10 protein-coding genes and 2 pseudogenes are annotated in these 18,867 nt (G+C 36.9%); all 12 read right to left on the bottom strand.

Annotated features, from left to right (window positions below):
- Nucleotides 1–38: 38 nt before the first annotated feature.
- The 12 genes and pseudogenes from MKX83_RS03245 to essC all read right to left on the bottom strand — a co-directional run bounded on the left by MKX83_RS03245 (nt 39) and on the right by essC (nt 18,864).
- Entirely contained in the window at nt 39–893 is an 855-nt protein-coding gene (locus MKX83_RS03245; RefSeq protein ID WP_307319170.1) for a hypothetical protein, read from the bottom strand.
- An 808-nt stretch (nt 894–1,701) separates the two neighbouring features.
- Nucleotides 1,702–2,712 (bottom strand): ABC transporter substrate-binding protein, encoded by a 1,011-nt coding sequence (locus MKX83_RS03240; RefSeq protein WP_341054017.1) that lies wholly within the window; start codon nt 2,710–2,712, stop codon nt 1,702–1,704.
- Nucleotides 2,713–3,939: 1,227 nt separating this feature from the next.
- Nucleotides 3,940–4,425 carry a DUF6985 domain-containing protein gene (locus MKX83_RS03235; protein ID WP_095370742.1) on the bottom strand — a complete coding sequence of 162 codons (486 nt, stop codon included), beginning with the start codon at nt 4,423–4,425 and terminating at the stop codon, nt 3,940–3,942.
- 5 nt (nt 4,426–4,430) lie between these two features.
- Complete coding sequence (locus tag MKX83_RS03230; protein ID WP_341058560.1) at nt 4,431–5,465, bottom strand: HNH endonuclease; 1,035 nt, start codon at nt 5,463–5,465, stop codon at nt 4,431–4,433.
- Nucleotides 5,466–5,679: 214 nt separating this feature from the next.
- Nucleotides 5,680–6,141, bottom strand: a pseudogene (locus MKX83_RS03225) (reverse transcriptase domain-containing protein); the annotation flags it as partial.
- 143 nt (nt 6,142–6,284) lie between these two features.
- Nucleotides 6,285–6,764: an immunity protein YezG family protein gene (locus MKX83_RS03220; protein ID WP_341054013.1), complete on the bottom strand. Its 480-nt coding sequence runs from the start codon at nt 6,762–6,764 to the stop codon at nt 6,285–6,287.
- Between the two features lie 5 nt (nt 6,765–6,769).
- Nucleotides 6,770–8,283 (bottom strand): annotated as a pseudogene (locus MKX83_RS24595) (DNA/RNA non-specific endonuclease).
- A 395-nt stretch (nt 8,284–8,678) separates the two neighbouring features.
- On the bottom strand, nt 8,679–9,134 hold the full coding sequence (locus MKX83_RS03205; protein ID WP_095370747.1) for an immunity protein YezG family protein: 456 nt from the start codon (nt 9,132–9,134) through the stop codon (nt 8,679–8,681).
- 20 nt (nt 9,135–9,154) lie between these two features.
- Entirely contained in the window at nt 9,155–10,930 is a 1,776-nt protein-coding gene (locus MKX83_RS03200; RefSeq protein WP_341054008.1) for a T7SS effector LXG polymorphic toxin, read from the bottom strand.
- Nucleotides 10,931–11,073: 143 nt separating this feature from the next.
- Nucleotides 11,074–11,550, bottom strand: a complete 477-nt coding sequence (gene essA / locus MKX83_RS03195; protein ID WP_180317021.1) for a type VII secretion protein EssA — start codon at nt 11,548–11,550, stop codon at nt 11,074–11,076.
- Nucleotides 11,537–14,392, bottom strand: a complete 2,856-nt coding sequence (esaA, locus tag MKX83_RS03190) for a type VII secretion protein EsaA (protein WP_341054004.1) — start codon at nt 14,390–14,392, stop codon at nt 11,537–11,539. The genes essA and esaA overlap by 14 nt, the downstream gene beginning before the upstream one ends.
- Complete coding sequence (gene essC / locus MKX83_RS03185) at nt 14,389–18,864, bottom strand: type VII secretion protein EssC (protein ID WP_341058557.1); 4,476 nt, start codon at nt 18,862–18,864, stop codon at nt 14,389–14,391. Before essC ends, esaA begins: the two co-directional genes overlap by 4 nt.
- Nucleotides 18,865–18,867 lie beyond the last annotated feature (3 nt).

The following is an 18,867-nucleotide window of genomic DNA, read 5'->3' as shown; positions in this document are numbered from 1 at the left end:
TGATGGATAAACAGGGAAATATTTTTTAGTTTTCCTATTTATTTCGGATTTCTCATAATAGGTAAAATTAGTCGCTTAAAATCCCTTTTCGCAATTTCCTCACTGGATTTCGATATAGAATGTTTAATATTAGTTAAATCAATGGGTATTTTATTTCCTCGATCATCTAATTCAAAAGAACTGATAGATTTCTTCAATACTCTGTCAAATGAAGATAACCATGCATCCAGTATACCAATAATCTTCTTTTTTCCACTTGCTGCTAACCCCATTTCTTGCAAAGAAACAACTGTTCTTAATTCTTCATAGACAGGTTTTAGTTCTTCTTCTCTTTTTATAAAGGTATAAATTATTTCTGCATATTTTCCATATTCTTCTTCAAATCTATTTAAAAAGGCTATTTCAAAATAACCTGTACCTCTTGTTATCTCTCTTTGCATATTACCCAACTTCATTACAATATCTCGAATCTTTACTGGCCTCTTCATGCCTTCTCTACTCTGTTCTATAATCGAATTTATAGAGCTTTCCAATAAAGGTTTCTCTTTAAGAATATAATCTTTGTATGCCATTAGCACTTCATACATCTCTTCATATGGTTTCATACTTTTCTTCATTTGAATAACCATCTCTGTCACAGCATTATTCACTTTTGTGTTATAGAGAACTAAATTATATGAAGGAATTTTGGCTTCATCTAACGATGGAACATTGCCATTTTGATCGAGTATTAAATAACCAGTTACTTTACCGGTTATTTGCATATAAGCAACTATGAAATAATAATCACGCCCTTGCTTAAATGCGAACTCCCACATATTCCATTTTTCAAATAAACGTTTATGAGCCTTGATGCTTTTTTTATGATTTTTTGTTGGTTTCACGTTAATCATTTCAATACCCCTTTATAAAAGACAAAGCATACTTCCCGATGCATTCAACAAAAGAAACATCTTGTATCTTCAAAGTAAGAGACATCAAATAAAATTTACTTAGATCTCACCATTATGCTTCCTCTCCCATATATTTTCATTTTCTATAATTAAGTAATATTTGGAAAATAATTCATTACTTTTTACCTCGTTTAAAGAGATTTAAACATGATAATTTGTAAATTTTTCTTTATTACTGTTATATATTTACTAACATGGCTTTAAATTTCCGTCAAATTCAATATCGTCGATGTCGAATTTTGTCTGTGATTTTTGTACTAACTTTCCCTCATTTTTGAGATTTTTTATGTGAGGTTAGACGGGCAAGCGTACAGGCGCATAGAAACAATTCCAATTACCTAATGGCGAATAATAATCAAATATATATTTTTATAGTTCTTTAGAATTATTTTGTAAGCAAACGTCGTTTTTATTTAAAATATACTCATATAAATGTTAAAAATCTTTTCTTAAAAATCCCAACCCTTCACTCAGAGTAATTTTCCACTCGATGTGTTTTAATCTCTTCAAATGGATAATAAAACGCATAAAAAATTTCGGTTTTTTTAAATTCAATGGAATACTTAATTATCTATTAATCGGCATTATTTTATTGAAATAATATCTATCTTCTATAGACTCTATAATACTTAAGATATTTCTAGGATGAACTGTTTAATTATACGGAAAACTGTTGACATAGTTCGACAACGATTTCATATAAAAAGAGGTGTAGCTTAGTAACTACACCTCTCTTACATGACTAAAATTATTCACCTATGACTTTAGCCCCCTCTAATAGTTCATCTGTCAATTCAACACCTTGTTTCTCGGCAGCCGATTTATTAACGATTAATTCCAAGTTATCTGGAAATCCGACGGGAATGTCCCCGGGATTCTTCCCATTTAATATTTCGATAGCCATTTCACCTGTTTTATAACCGAGATCATGGTATTCAAAGCCATAAGAAGAGAATGTGCCTCTTTCAACTGAATCACTTTCACCAACAAATGTGGGGATTTTTTCTTTATTAGCTACTGTGATAACTGATTCTAAAGCTGAAACAACGGTATTGTCTTTTGGAATATAAAAGACATCGGAGCGATCGACAAGTGACTCTGCCGCTTGTTTGACTTCTGAACTGGTAGAGATTGCTGTTAGTGCATACTCAAGCCCATTCTCTTCGAGCGCCTTTTTCGCATTTTCAACGTTTACAATTGAATTGGCTTCCCCATCGTTATAAATAATTCCGACCGTTTTCGCTTCTGGGACAAACTTTTTAATAGAAGCTATTGTATTTTTTATCGCATCAGGGTGAGTATCAGATGTGCCTGTTACATTTTCACCTGGATTGTCCAAATCCTTTACAAGATCTGCACTGAGTGGATCAGTGATTCCTGTAAATAATATGGGGATATCTTTTGTTGATTGTACTACTGACTGAGCACTAGCAGTTGCAATTGCAAGAATTAAATCATTATCGTCATTAACCAAATTTTGCGCAATGGACATATTATTATTAGCATCACCTTGTGCATTCTGATAATCCAATTCTAAATTCTTTCCCTCTTCATAACCCGCATCCTTTAAGGCAGCAATAAAGCCTTCTCTCGCTGCATCTAATGAAGGATGCTCAACAATCTGTGTAATGCCAATCTTAACAACTTCTTGCACTTTTTCATTGCCTTCACTGCCGCTTGCTTCATCAGCACCTGAAGAACCGCATGCACCAAGAAGCAGCATTGAACTACCAATCAAACCTGCCAATAATTTCCTCATAACCTACTACCCCCACTTGATAACTTTTTTAATATTTTGATAATAACACTCTTTCTCGATTTAAAGCAATAAACTTTATAACGATATTTCTTTTTATCACAAGACATTCTCTATGGATATGAAGATTCCTGTATTGAAAGTTCTACAATTTTTGCATTAATTTTTTGTTGGAAAAGTGTGAGTGGGGTATTGGTTATTTTGTTTAATATTCACGTTACTTTTCCTAAATTACAAAAAGTACGTGGTTCCTTTAGTTGACAATCAAATACTTTGGGATTCTTTGAAAGGCTCATTCCAGTTGTTTTTTTCTATTTCCCTGAGCCGACACTGAAAAAAAAATAATCTAAAACTATTATTAGAGACTACCTTAAGTGCCTTATTTCATTCTAAGATGCATTTACAGTTCCTGTGAAGCGACGGCTTCTATGGTAGTTTTAAGCTGTAAATGCCTATTACTAGTCTAAAATGATTGAGGTCTAATATAACCCAAATAGCTGTATTAATCCTAATTAATTTGCTCATCAACAACTCGCGTTAATCAGTCCTTAACAATATCCGAGCGCCAAAGCCTGCTTGGGTTTAACACCACCGCAGAATTAACTTGGACAGAAGAAAGGCGAGCCCACATCTCCTGTAAGCCCACCCTGTCTATTTCTAATGCTTCTTACATTTAATTTTACACCGCTGGATTCCTTCATCTCTATAAATATGTATCATCCATGCTCTTTACAATATGTTTTAATCTCATCTTCTGGACATTTCAAACTATCCATCTTTCGCAATGCCCTTGTGTTGAAACTCGAATATACCCAACAACATTCAACTTTGACCCTCCTGTTACGAAAAATGTAATTTGTGTAACGCTTCTTAGCGAATAGCGAGTATTATACGGGGTTTCTCCAAGAAAAGTACAACCTATTTTTATTTATACTGTTTTGTTAATGTAACCTTTTGGGTTAATCATTGTTTATTGCCACGAGCACTGTCTTTATTTTTAGTTTAAGGGCTTTGCAGCATCATACGTATCCCTGCCATATAAAATATCATCTCGCTCGGTTCTCGCACTTTTCTCGATGAAGAAAGTTTACAAGGTACTCCATGATGGCACTTATTTACATAAGTATTCTTTATTGTTTTCAACCAATCTCATTACATAAAAAAGCACTTGATACCAAATTCAGAATCAAGTGCTATCTTCTATTTTATGCCACTCATTTTTCTATAAGTTTATAGTACTATATCTTGATATCCTACTTCTTCTACAACTTCATCTTCAATTTTTATACCCAATCCATCCTCAATATCCCAAGACACATCGCACAATAACCCCAATCTTCTCTTACCATTCTTCCTTACTCTTCTTACAATTAACTCAGTAGGTTTCACTAATTCTGCTAACCCAGTTAAAGAATCTATTTTAGGAGCAATTTTATTTGCTTGTGATTCATCTTCTAACATTTCTCTATATTCATCGACATTCTCACTATAATACTCATAGACTTCCTTCTCCGCCTCGCTCATAATATGGTTCATATCTTGAATAAAATTACGGAATGCATCTCTTTGTATATTTGAAAAATCAGCATCTTCATGCGCATCAACACTCAATATTATTTTTCTCTCAACATTAAACATTTTAATAGTCATTTCGCCTCGCCAGAAATTTTTTTTATATTCAAGTTCTCCAAACAACTCATCATTAATATTTGTCATTTTATTTACTCTCCCAACTTAACTTTTATATTATATTCGCCAACTCCACCCAAATGTTTAAAGACGCTATTAATCTTACTTGGTACTAATTGAATTGTTTCCAAATCGTTAAGTTCATGCCAAGTATATTTGTTATCTTCTCTCCAATCAGCTATGTCGTCTGCTGTCCACTTTTGTTCTTGAGTACTCCATTTTTTAGCTAATTCTTCATCAGCAGTTGAAAAATTAGATTTTCGATCATTAGTCATATTTTCTAACTTAATTTCTCCTTTAGAAAATGGAGAAAAGTCTGGCATACCGTTTTTGTACTCAACACCATCAACACCAGCTTCATCAAGATATTTTTTTATTTCACCAGTCTTATCTGAGACAAATAATGACTCTGCACGTTCGCTACTCCATTTCCCTTTGTTAACTGGTGTAGTTTTTATCCTTTGCTCATAAGAGCTATATTTAGGCTCTATTTCAAAGCCTTTTGTATATATCGGTCTATCTTTAACCGTACCCTTACCAACCCCATCCCTAACCGAACTACTCATCCTTACAAAAGTATCTTTCACATCAGACGCCATTTCTCCTAATGTTCTAGAAGCCCCACCTGAAATACCACCCGCCACCGCAGACTGATTCTGTACCGGCAACGGTATCCGTATGTCCGCCATCTTCTTCGTCAATTCAGTGGCTGTGTTTCTTAAGGCTTTAAATCCCTGGGTCACCTTACTGAAGATACCATCGACTACTGATTTGACTTTCTTTGGGTTGAGGACATTCTTGAACTTGTTGAAGAGTTTTCCTCCCCACTTCACGACTTTGATGCCACCTTTAACGAGTGGTCCACCGAAGATTGCGGCGACGAGGGCGGCTCTTTCTAGGTTGCTGATTTCTCTTCCGGTGATGAAGTCGGTTCCTGTGGTGGCTTCGATTGCTGCTTTGATATTGGATAGTCCTGGGACAAAGTCTAAACCTGTCGAAAGCCAACCTAAGTTGGATTGGTTGGATTCTACATCCTTGACGGGTTGACCACCAAAGGCAAAGTTCATCGATGAAAGTGGGCCATAGGCTGGCATCATGCCGAGTGCCATTGGGCCGTATGCTTGTGATAATGACATGCCCCCAATGACTGGATTGTTTAATAGGTTAGTGAGCTCGTTGGACTGATAGGTTGATAGACTTAGTTTACCATTTTGGTATAAGGTTTGGATCTCGTTAATTGTGCTTTTGAGCCTTGATAAGTCTTGGGCAGTTGCTTCTAGGATTCCTTGAAGTAATTTCACGTACTTTCTTCTTCATTCGTTTTAGGCTTTCTTTAACGATACGAATTTTCGGCTCTTTTAAAGCTGTAAAGCTAAACCCTAGAAACTTTCATTTCCATGGTCGTTCTACTGCTGACTTCTTCCCATTCACCTATAGGCGAAGTTTTCCCTAAATGAATCGCTGAACGCCTGCCATTGTTCGTTCTCCTGATCGTTTCGATTTTACGTAGATGTTACAATCATCGGCGTAACGAACGAATTTATGCCCTCTGTGTTCTAATTCTTTATCTAGTTCATCAAGAATGATGTTAGAAAGTAATGATCTCAGTAGTCCACATTGTGGTGTTCCTTTCTTTGTACTTGAAACAACACCGTTTATCATGACACCAGCTTGTAAATATTTTCGAATGAGCTTAAATAGTGGTTTATCAGTGAGTTTCATCGCTAGTGCGCTCATGAGTTTAGCATCACCATGGATATCCTTGCGTTAAGCTACCCGCTACTTCTGCCTTCACGGCTCGGAACTTTCACCCTATAGATTACATCCATGCCGGGCGCACAAATAAAAGCACCTGTTGCCTAAAAGGCAACCAAGTGCTTTATTGTTTACTTTTCTTCAAATTCCTTCATTCTCTCTATTAAATCTAAATCTAGCTGTTCTTTGTTTTGACTTATATTTTTATATTCAAAATACTTAATTCTATCTGTTGGACCAAATTCACTTTTATGCCAATTTATATAATCAAAATGTACGTTTAATTTATCTGTATCATTTAATATTAATGTCACTGAAAACCAAGGATCTTGGTCATTATCAGTAAAAACTTTTTGGAGTTCAACAGTTAGTTGAAATAATTTATGTAGTTCTTTATTATAAGCCCTCTTATCTACACTATATAATTTTGGAATATAATGTGAAAAAACGTGCTGTTCCTCACCTTTGGGCGTAAAAAAGAAGAAAACTCCTCCTTCTTCCTCCTTAACTTCACCATTAAACCAAAGATTATCCCATTCAGTTGGAATCATATCATTAACCTGTTGTGCAATTTCTTTATATAACTCGTTTAATTCTGTTTCAAAACTCATCAATATCAGCCTCCTAATTTATTTGCAATCTCGCGAATCACTGGAAATTGGCCTTCAATTTCATATTCGACCATAAAGGAATCCGGTCGCATTGAATTATTAGAATAGATCGGTTCAATACTAGCAGAGACTTTCTTGGGCGGTACCTTTTTCAATGCATTGGCCCACTCTGTCTCCATTTGTACCAAACTCCACCCCTCCTATTAATTTGACTATTTTGTGGTACAAGATTATCAATATCAGGAGGTCCATTAAATTGTGCTCCTATTAAATGTCCACCATCATCATCTGGTAATCTGTCTTTTCCCCCTACATTTGCCTGAGCATATTTATTTCTATTAGCTTTTTTCAATACAAGTTCGGGAGCATCTACATTTACAATACGTCCAAGTTCATCGGTAGTATATTTGTAGTTATCATTGGTTACATACTTAGTATTTGGGAGTAGTTGTTTCTTACCGTTTTCACCTTTTATTATGTGCTTTCCAAAATCAATTTCTTTAACTTCGTTGACTATATTACCATTACCCGTACCCTTACCAACCCCATCCCTAACCACACTCATCCTTAAAGTGTCCTTCACATTAGACGCCATTTCGCCTACTGTTGTTGATCTAAAGCCCCAGTTTGATGTACCACCACCCGCCACCGCATACTGATGCTGCACCGGCAACGGTATCCGTATGTCCGCCATCTTCTTCGTCAATTCAGTGGCTGTGTTCCTCAGGGCGTTAAATCCCTGGGTTACCTTACTGAAGATACCATCGACTACGGATTTGACTTTCTTTGGGTTGAGGACATTCTTGAACTTGTTGAAGAGTTTTCCTCCCCACTTCACGACTTTGATGCCACCTTTAACGAGTGGTCCACCGAAGATTGCGGCGACGAGGGCGGCTCTTTCTAGGTTGCCGATTTCTCTTCCGGTGATGAAGTCGGTTCCTGTGGTGGCTTCGATTGCTGCTTTGATATTGGATAGTCCTGGGACAAAGTCTAAACCTGTCGAAAGCCAACCTAAGTTGGATTGGTTGGATTCTACATCCTTGACGGGTTGACCACCAAAGGCAAAGTTCATCGATGAAAGTGGGCCATAGGCTGGCATCATGCCGAGTGCCATTGGGCCGTATGCTTGTGATAATGACATGCCCCCAATGACTGGATTGTTTAATAGGTTAGTGAGCTCGTTGGGCTGATAGGTTGATAGACTTAGTTTACCATTTTGGTATAAGGTTTGGATCTCGTTAATTGTGCTTTTGAGCCTTGATAAGTCTTGGGCAGTTGATTCTAGTTTACTTGTTTGTTGTTGATCGAAGTGATGTAATCTTTCCACGGTTTGTGTGATTTTGTTGTTGGCCGACTCTGCTTGTTGGTGTAAACGGTTATCATCTAGTCGTGGCAAGGAGACGATATCACCAACTGATTGGATGGTGCGGTTGCCTTCGTCGGTTAAATCGCTTGTGATGTTTTCTGTTCTTCTAATGCTTGGGGATAGGTCTTGTTCTAGGAAGCTTTCTCTTATCAGTGCGCGACTGGATAAGATTTATGGATAAATGAATTATTACGGTCTAGAAACGTTAAAAAAGCACTTATTGTCTATAACTGACAATCAAGTGCTATAAAGTTCTCAGAGTTCTTGATACAAATATTTGCATGTTTTATAGTATAACACCCTTTATGTTGAAACAACTACTAGGTTAAAAATTACGAGTGTGTTAGTTTAATATACATTTCATCAGTTTATATTCAACTACCAGTAAAAACCTATGATGATAACTATTATAATATCATTATTTTAAAATAGACTTTTTCTTTTCGGCACCTTCTAATATGTTCTACTAATCATTCAACTATACATGTTTCTAAGCCACTGCTACAAACTTCAAAAGCTCTTCAAACGTATCTCTGACTCTAATTAACTTAAAGATTATTAATCTTTACTTCCTCAAACCATTCATCAGCAATATGATTTGCTGTTTTAACATCATCATTCGTATATACTAAATCATAATTATATTCCGCCTTAAATTTTCCACTCTGAACATTATAGATTAACTTCATCTCCGTCGGCATCTCTCGCTCGTATTCCTTACATAAATTTTCTACTTTTTCAATATCTTCATTTATTATATTCAATACCATGAGCATTCTGTTTGGAGATACATCGTATCTTTCGTCTCCATCTCCTAACGCATCATTTACTTTATGACATTTTACATATTTGTTGTTTATTAAATAAAAGAACTTACTTGAAGTAATGTTTCCTTCACATGAAGCATAAACATACACTTTATCAGCCCTGTCCTCAATATATTCCATACATATAGATATCATATCTGCTTGTAACTCACTAAATTTATCTTCAAATTCTTTCATCTTAATGCTCACTCCTTAGATTAATTTTTAATAATTTTAGAAACAGGCTCGCCATCAATAAAGTAAGTCACTTTAAATTTATCTGGGCGTATATCGCTTCCTGAATATATTACTTCAACATCAACTTTTACTTGTTTAGGAGGTGTTTCCTTCGAAGCCGTAGCCCACTCATGTTCAATCTTCTTATATTCCTTCAAATTAACATCAGATAACTGCGATACTAAATTATCGAGTTTAGGTGAACCTCCAAATCTATCACCTGCCAAATGTCCTGCATGGTCTTGTCCTTTTACTTTACCTGGTGTATTTTTGCTGTGCGACAATCTATCAGTTCTTGTAGTTAGTTGCAAATTTTCTGTTTCAAACTTTGTTATTCTACCCGTACTATCTGTTTCGTAAAAGTAATCATACTCTCCTGTTTTATATTTAATGTTAGGCTTTAATTTATTTTTCCTTCTATTTGTAAACTGCTCTCCTGCGCCAACTAATATTTTAATGCCACTTGTTCCAATGGTACCATTTGCTTTACCCTTACCAACCCCATCCCTAACCAAACTCATCCTTAAAGTGTCCTTCACATTAGACGCCATTTCGCCTACTGTTGTTGATCTAAAGCCCCAGTTTGATGTACCACCACCCGCCACCGCATACTGATGCTGCACCGGCAACGGTATCCGTATGTCCGCCATCTTCTTCGTCAATTCAGCGGCTGTGTTCCTCAGGGCGTTAAATCCCTGGGTTACCTTACTGAAGATACCATCGACTACGGATTTGACTTTCTTTGGGTTGAGGACATTCTTGAACTTGTTGAAGAGTTTTCCTCCCCACTTCACGACTTTGATGCCACCTTTAACGAGTGGTCCACCGAAGATTGCGGCGACGAGGGCGGCTCTTTCTAGGTTGCCGATTTCTCTTCCGGTGATGAAGTCGGTTCCTGTGGTGGCTTCGATTGCTGCTTTGATATTGGATAGTCCTGGGACAAAGTCTAAACCTGTCGAAAGCCAACCTAAGTTGGATTGGTTGGATTCTACATCCTTGACGGGTTGACCACCAAAGGCAAAGTTCATCGATGAAAGTGGGCCATAGGCTGGCATCATGCCGAGTGCCATTGGGCCGTATGCTTGTGATAATGACATGCCCCCAATGACTGGATTGTTTAATAGGTTAGTGAGCTCGTTGGGCTGATAGGTTGATAGACTTAGTTTACCATTTTGGTATAAGGTTTGGATCTCGTTAATTGTGCTTTTGAGCCTTGATAAGTCTTGGGCAGTTGATTCTAGTTTACTTGTTTGTTGTTGATCGAAGTGATGTAATCTTTCCACGGTTTGTGTGATTTTGTTGTTGGCCGACTCTGCTTGTTGGTGTAAACGGTTATCATCTAGTCGTGGCAAGGAGACGATATCACCAACTGATTGGATGGTGCGGTTGCCTTCGTCGGTTAAATCGCTTGTGATGTTTTCTGTTCTTCTAATGCTTGGGGATAGGTCTTGTTCTATGAAGCTTTCTCTTATCAGTGCGCGATTGGATGAATCTAGGGATCGAAGTGATTGGGTAAGCGCTCTTATGGTCGTTTCATAATGTTCGACCATAGCCTTCATTGATTGAAGGAAAGGAAGGTGGACATCCTTGTAAAACGCTCGAATTGATTTCCCTCCGTCTCCTTTTAGTTCCTCTTCTAAACTTGTAAGTGAGAGAATGCTTTCTTCCGTCTTTGCCAGCTGATTGTTTAAATGTCGCAAGCCCCTTAACGTATTTTCCATGTCTGTATATAGTTCTTCTGCGTCTAATACCTTCATTATATTTCACCCCGCAGATTATTTTCAAATGATACCATTCCATCGTCAATATAAATATTCTTACTTCTTAAAAAGTTACTTCGGCAGTCTATTTTGTTAGTTTTTCCTCGTTTTGCTTTCTACAGATAATAGTCAACCATCCACTATTTAGAGGATGGTTGACCTTGTGCCATTTTAGGTATGAGTAAAACTAGGATAGTAATAATCGCAATGGCGAGGATGATGAGATAGACTGTTTGTAAACGTAATCCTCCACTCTCGTTTTCACCATCCGGCTGGATAGTAGAAACGGAAGCAGCTTCATCTGAGAACAATTGATATTGCTCTGCTTGAAGGGCCACTGTTTTTCTTGGCTCTGATACATTTGTGAATAATGTTTCTACTAAATCCCCATTATCATTGATACTTCGCTCTTCAAAGGTTAATGCTTGCTGTTCCTCAGAGATTTGTTTCGTTTCCTTTGTCTCTCTATTTCTTAGCAGCTCTTTATTATCATTAAATTCCTGTTCTTCATAAAGATTAGGAATTAAGGAATCAATATTTGGAGAGGCCGTTGCCACGTGAGTGTTACAAGTAAGGATTAGGAAACAAGCAATCGGTATTAATTTAAGAAGCTTCATTATTTTCGACATCATCATTCGTTTTATCTCTATTTTTAAAGAACTGAATTGCTAAAGGAATACAAGCAAGTACAATCATAATCGAGACTAACAACAACACCGCTGGCATAAATAATGTATCTGGTCCGTATTGAATAGACAAATACACACTTGACATTGGGTCTTCATAGCCAATGTTGGGCGCTGTTAGGGCCAATAATGGACTGATAAAGAATATGACCAAACCGACACTTGCTAACCAACCGACTAATCGGCTAATAGAAAAACTAATCGTTACAACTAAAGCAGCGGCTGTTAATAGTAGTGTCGTAAAGATCGTCCATTGAATGGCTCCTCGCTCTGCTAGAGGATAAATATCCATTCCGTACATGCTGATGATAAGACCAACGACTAAGTTTAATAGAATAAACATCGCTGCACGTACTGATTTAGGTGAATGAGTAAAGTAGTAGCTAAAGTAACCGATTAAGAGACTACTAATTAAAACAATGACCAGTACAACTACAGGAGGTACTTTTTTCTCTTCTTGTTTAGCAGCAACTTCGCCGTTGGTCTGTAATGGATTGGCTAAATATTGATACACTTGACCGTTCTTCTGCCCATCAACGAATGTATTTCCAAGCACAGAGAAGATATCATCGCGATACATTTGTGTCGTTTCTACATTCTCTGACCATTTTTCATTTAAATGGTTCGCATCTTGTTGTACGCTCTCCACTTTCCCTTGTAACTCATCGGTATACGACACCACATTGCTTTGGCTCTCCCCAATCGTATTAATGGCATCACTCATTGTCAGCAAGCCTTCGCTAATCGATTGCTGATTATTTACTAATGAAACACCACCAAGCGCCTCATTTCCTTGTACCGGTGCTTCACCAATTACAGACAGCATTTTTCGCATCACACCGTCTGCACTTTCTTGAATTGAACCGAGCTCCTCATTAATTTTATCCTGCATCGTTTGCATATTATTTTGGTAGCCATCAAAGAAAGTTGCCGTTTCGTCTTTTAATACGGTAAGCCTTTCATTCGCTTCTGGCATTTCTAATAATAATTCATCTAAAATCGCTTGCTCTTTTTCTTTTATACCGAGCACTTGATTGAGCTGTGTCATAAATGCTTGATAATTTTGGTCGTTTCTCAAGCTACTATTGATGGCATTTTCAAATTTCACAAGCGTCGCATGATAATTCATGACCACTTCTGGATTTTTATTGACTATTTCTTGTGAAAATACCGTTTGCAATCTTCCTCTTTGACCTTCTGAAAGATAACTAGACTGGATGATTTGTCCCTCTTTCTTCTCAATCTCATCTAGTACAGGTTTTAAACGGTTCCTAAACAGGTCTAAATATTGCTGTCTGAACTTCTCTGTTAATTCTTGATTACGTGTCTGCAGGTCCACTACTTGCTGTTGAAGTTGTTCAACCTGTGTTCTTAATTCTTCGACAGTACCTTCTAAAGGATTTTCTCTCTCACCAATTATTCTTAAGTTTTCATTAACTGTATTGATTTCTCCTGTTAATGCCAATAAGGCATCAATTGCTAGTGTAATTTGCTCCACCGGAGGGTCATTAACACCGGTTAAACTCGCCTGAATCTCATTAATTGTTGTAGCCACTTCAGCAAGCTTTGCTCGTTCTGTATCGATAGATTGTTCTTCACCAGGTAGCTCCCCCTCTCCCTCTCCAGGGTTCTCAGGGATATCTTCATTATCTGGAATTTCTTCTACCGGCTCTTCTGGCAGGGTAGGGTCCTCTTGCGATCCATCAGAAAGTTGCCCCTTTAATTCTGATAGACGCTGAATAAGATTACTTTGCTGGCCACTCTCTTCATTACTTCGCTGTGACAAAAAGGCATCTCTTTGTTTCGCCACTTGTTCAATTCGATAAGCAGACAATTCAGCCATCGTTTGATTGTTATCAGACATTTTTGTGCCTAATACACCAAAGTTTTTCGATAGTTCATCACTTTGTTCTTTTAAATAATTACGTAATTCCATGTAGCGAGGGTTTTGCTCATTAATAGCTGCTGTTACCATGCCCATGCTATCGTTTTGCAATTGCTGTAAAAGCTCTTGTTGTTCCGTTTGGTATTGCTTATATTGTTCTACATAATCAACAAAGGCACTTAAGGATTGTTCAAATTGCTGTACTTGATCTGTGTTAGATGCCGTCATTTCCTCATTAGATGCCAATGAGGATTGAATTCCCTCTAACATGCTTTTTTGCCGTTCAATCTCTGTCGCTAATGTTTCAGAGCTCGGAGCGTAAAAAGCATACATCGTATTTTGAAAGGCGATTTCCTTCTCAAGAATGCCATCGAACTTACTTCTTACGCCTTCTAAATCTTGTGAGACATAGCTCCAGTAAAGTGTAGAAATACTGGAATTCACACGTGCTGTTGCATTATCAATTTCACGAAGGACACTTTCTCTGTTCACAGCATTTAACTGATCTTGTACGGTGTATTGAAATTCAGCCTTAACAGGCGTTAAGTTTTCATAGGTTAAGATATTACTAGAAAAATCTGACGGGATATACACAATCGCATCATATTGTTTATTCTTCAACCCATTGACAGCTGCGCTTCTACTTAATACTGTCCAATCAAATTTCGAGTCAGAAGATAAAACGGAAGTTACTTCATTACCAAAAGATATGTCATTTACGCCTTTTTCCGCGCCAATATCTTCATTAACAATGGCAATATTCCTTGTTTCATTCGTACGAACAGTGAGAGGGTTATCACCAATAGAACTGAAAAATATGATTGGCGTACCTAGAACTAAAACCATCACGATAAGCATTTTAACGATGTATCCAACTTTGCCAGTCACGAGTACACCTTCCTTTCTGTTTGACATAATGGTATTTTCATTTTTATTTCCTTACCATTTGTAACGTAATAACCGAAGCCAGCTTGAATATCTATTTCTTTTCTATCATAAGGAAGAGTGAACAAAGTCTGATCAGATTTCTTCATTAATAAAATTCCCTGGCGAATTTGTTTCACCTCGGTTGTTAATGAATCATATCCCTTCGAAACATCATTACTACTTCCTGCAACAATTAAATTGAATCCTAAATGACTATAGTTACGAATCAATCTTGCCATGCGATCTTGCAGTAAACTATCTAATGTTTGAGAGAACCTCGCATAGCCATCGACAACAAGTGAAATAGGATTAAATTGTATATTCAGTTGTCCTGATTGAACAGCTGCTGCATATTCGACTTCTCTTTCTTTAAGAAGCGCCTCGATAGATGTTAGCCAATCCGTAATTTGGTCTTTCGTTTCAATATAACTAACCTTATTATCGTCAGCATAATTAGCTAATGATCGATCAAATGAATCGAAAATAGCTAATCTATCCACTTCTCTATCTAATAATGCATTCAATATAACTTTTAAGACATTTGTTTTCCCTTTCTGTCCTTGACCCATAACAATACAATGCTTCATTGTTTCAAAGTTCACATTTACAGGGTGGACAAACTCTTCATCTAAACCAATTGGAATCAACCATGTTGGTAGAGAGGCTTTTAAATAATTTTTAAAGTTTACTTCCGTTAAGTCATTTGGAAGCATCGGAATCGCAGCTGGTGCTTGATAATGAAGATTTTTCTCTTTTATTTCACTCACTTGCATCCTTATGTTTTCTAATACTTCCATATCATCCTTGCCGTTAGCAGGTAAGAATACTTGTGTGAATTGTGCATCTTCTCTTTTAATAATCGCTCTTCCCGGAATAGGCTCAGGGCTAAATTCAGTCCTACCTAGAATCGAGAATGCCTCACTTTGGTCGAGTAAATAGTGGACAACCTTCATTTTCAAATTATTCATCACTGCTTGGCGAATAGATGTAATTCGGGTAGCTGTTAGTATCATATAAATGCCCAATGATTGACCGTCACGTACAAATTGATTGATCATTGGTTCTAAATCTTGCATTTCTTCTTTAATAAAATCAAAATTCTCAACCGTCACATAAATCATTGGCAATTTTTCTTCACTCATCTGATTGTACATTTTAATATTGCTTACTTCATAAGCTTGTAGAAGCTGTTTACGTTTGGCAATCTCGCTCTTCAGCATCTTCATAAACTTTTCAATTTTTCTTTCATCGTCCATTGAGAAAAAGTCAGCTGTATGTGGAAGTTGCCTTAATGGGAGTAATGTTCCATTACCAAAATCCATTAAATAATAATGCAATTCTTCCGGATTATACCTCTCTGCCATACTCATTAGTAACGTTAGAACTGTATAAGATTTTCCATAACCAGAAGAACCAAATACGCCGATATTGCCACCGTCCATCACATGATAGGAATACGGATACTGGCTTTGTTTTTCCGGCTCATCCACAAGTGCAAAATGTATTTGTGACTGTTCATCTGATAAAAATTCTTCTCTGATCATTCTTTCTTTTAATGGTGGAAGCCAAGGACTACTTAATTTCTGGATATGTAACTTTTGTTGAATATCTTCAATTCTATTCACTACTGCTTCTATTTCAGACACACTATCCTTTTTTGCCTTTTCACTAGCAGATATATCAGATAATGGTGATAAACCTAAATCAGTAACAATGGCAATCTCATCCTCTACCTCGGAATGATCTTCCATATACGGTGCCCCACTCCAAGCGGATTGAAATAGTTCGTATACCTCGTTATTGCCTACTTGCAAGTAGCCTCTACCCGTAGTAGTAATGGAGGCTGCATCAGCGTTTTTCAAGATTTCCTTACTATCATTGGCATCCTGAACTTTAAGAGCCACTTTAAATCGTGCATTACTCCAAATTTGTTCATCAATGACACCACCCGGCTTTTGTGTCGCTAAAATTAAATGGACACCAAGACTTCTACCAATACGTGCCGCACTGACTAGCTCTCTAATGAATTCAGGTTCTTCACTTTTCAACTCAGCAAACTCATCTGATATAAGAAACAAGTGTGGCAATGGTTCCTTTATTTTTTGTTTTTTATAAAGGCGCGTATAATCATTGATATGATTAACTTGGTATTGGTCAAACAAGCGCTGTCTCCTCTTCAATTCACTTCTAATTGAAGCCAAAGCCCTTGCACTAAAGTTTTTACTTCCTTCAATATTTGTAATTGTTCCTAACAAATGAGGCATGTTCTTAAATGGCTGGGCCATTCCCCCACCTTTATAGTCAATTAATAAGAAGGCCACCTCATGAGGATGAAAGTGAACAGCTAACGACAAAATATAAGATATAAGAAATTCACTTTTCCCTGACCCTGTTGTACCTGCAAGTAGTCCGTGTGGTCCATGGGCTTTCTCATGTAGATTCAAGTACACAAAATCATTTTTCCCTTTCAATCCAATCGGAACAGCTAAAGATTTAGCAGATTCTCTCGTCAACCAATTCTCTGTTATCGATAATTGATTTACATCACGTACATTCATCATCTCTAAGAAAGAAACACTTTGTGGAATCGAATTTGTCATCCCTGTTTGATGATCGAGCGTTCTTAACCATCTTGCATAAATTTCATTACTCGTTTGTTCATGCTCATCTAGGCGAAAAGGAATAGTAACCGCTTTTTTCTTTTGGATAAGAATATCCCCTTCTTGCGCGTTAATATAGCGGACAAGTGTATAAATATTATCTGTTAAATTCTCTTTCGACTCCGCTGCAAAAATAACTGAAAAACCTAAATGCTGATGATTGCCTTCTAAATACTCCAATATGACATGATCTGAAATTAATTGTTGATTCGTAATGACAAAAACAAGATGCGGAGAAAACCTTATCTTCTCCTTATCTTCTTCCAAGTCACGCTCTCGAATAATTTCATAAATTGAAGATAATAATTGATCTCGTGTCTGTTCATTATATATAAGTCCTCTAGCATGCATATGGGGGAGTTTTAAATGAGGCAACCATTTCACCCATTCCCATTCTTTATACTCTGACTCATTAAAAATGAACACAAACCGAATGTCATGATAACTGTGAAAGAAAGATAATTGACCAATCATTTGATGGATTTCTTTTTTCATCACGGATGCTTTACCAATTAAGCCAATTGGGCCTTCAGATAAGCTTGCTACTACCGGTACATCTTCAACATGGCTATATACTTTCTCTAATGCTTGCGATTGTTCAACAAGTTCATCCATTTCTCTATTCGCCATATCACTTGCGTTCAAGTCCACGTCATAACTTGATTCTACTCTACCAATTCCTAAACGAAACTGTAAAAAATCTTCACTTTCTAACGTGCGCTCCCAGATACGATCAGATATTTCTGCTGTTAAGTATTTCATTCTTTCAAAGGAAGGAAAGTGGAAGGTTAGATAATGTCTTTGTTTTTCTGATAAATCATGAAGCTCCTTCCTCTTCGTCTCCAAATAATTGGTATATACTTTATAACGCCTTGCTTTTTTTCTTTTTCGATTACTTTTATCCTTAAAATACTGTACAGAAGAAGTAATCAATGTGGTCATAAACATCACCATTGTAATAATAATAAATATCCCCCTCGGTTGAATAAGGGCAACGACACCCATCACTATCAACATTACGAGAGGCGGCAAAATAATCAACCACAAGCCTCGATTAGAATCATCTGTCTCTTGAGAAGGAAAAGATAAACGCACCTTGTCGTCTGGTGCTTCGTAAATCATTCTAGGCGTTCTTCTATAGGTGGGGTATTTCTTTTTCATTTCCGATTCAGGCAGGGCCATCAAAGGTAAAGTGGATTCAACAGCTGCTAATCCGGCTACTTCTATCACATCACTCTCAAGGAAACGAACCATCAGAAAAGGAACAAAAAGCCATTCTCCTACAGCAACGGCATCGTTTACTTCTAGCCATTCTCCATTTTTATATACCGTCTTCTCGCCATCTTCAATCATCCACTCATTTTCCCGCTTAAAGAGAGTAAAAGTATAAGCTTGACTGTTGGCCTCTTCTTTAAATCTTATTTCAGCTTTTTCTTGTGCACTCGATAAAGTAATTTCATTAGTATCACCTATGTAATAAGTAGCTGATTGAAAATGATTCGTCGTGATGACAAATCGGATATTAATCTGATAAACAGTCAATTCTTCTATTGTGTTACTAGCTGATAAATGGCCTACTTCTTCATCATGTTGAAAAATTTTTACCCCGTCACTTGTTACTTTTAACTGCAATGCCTCTAACTCAGAAGGAAACTGAGAAATCGTTATTGTATCCTTCAAGCTATTTCCAATAGATATATATTCTGATTGCACCTTTTCTAAATCCAATGATTGATAATGGCTTCCGTAAAATAGCCATAACGTTTTTTTCAACAA

This window comes from Cytobacillus sp. FSL M8-0252 (assembly GCF_038007345.1).
In the GTDB taxonomy this organism is placed as follows: Bacteria; Bacillota; Bacilli; order Bacillales; family Cytobacillaceae; genus Cytobacillus; species Cytobacillus kochii.
Note: the sequence above shows the minus strand (reverse complement) of the source record. Positions and strands in the feature narration are given on the sequence as shown.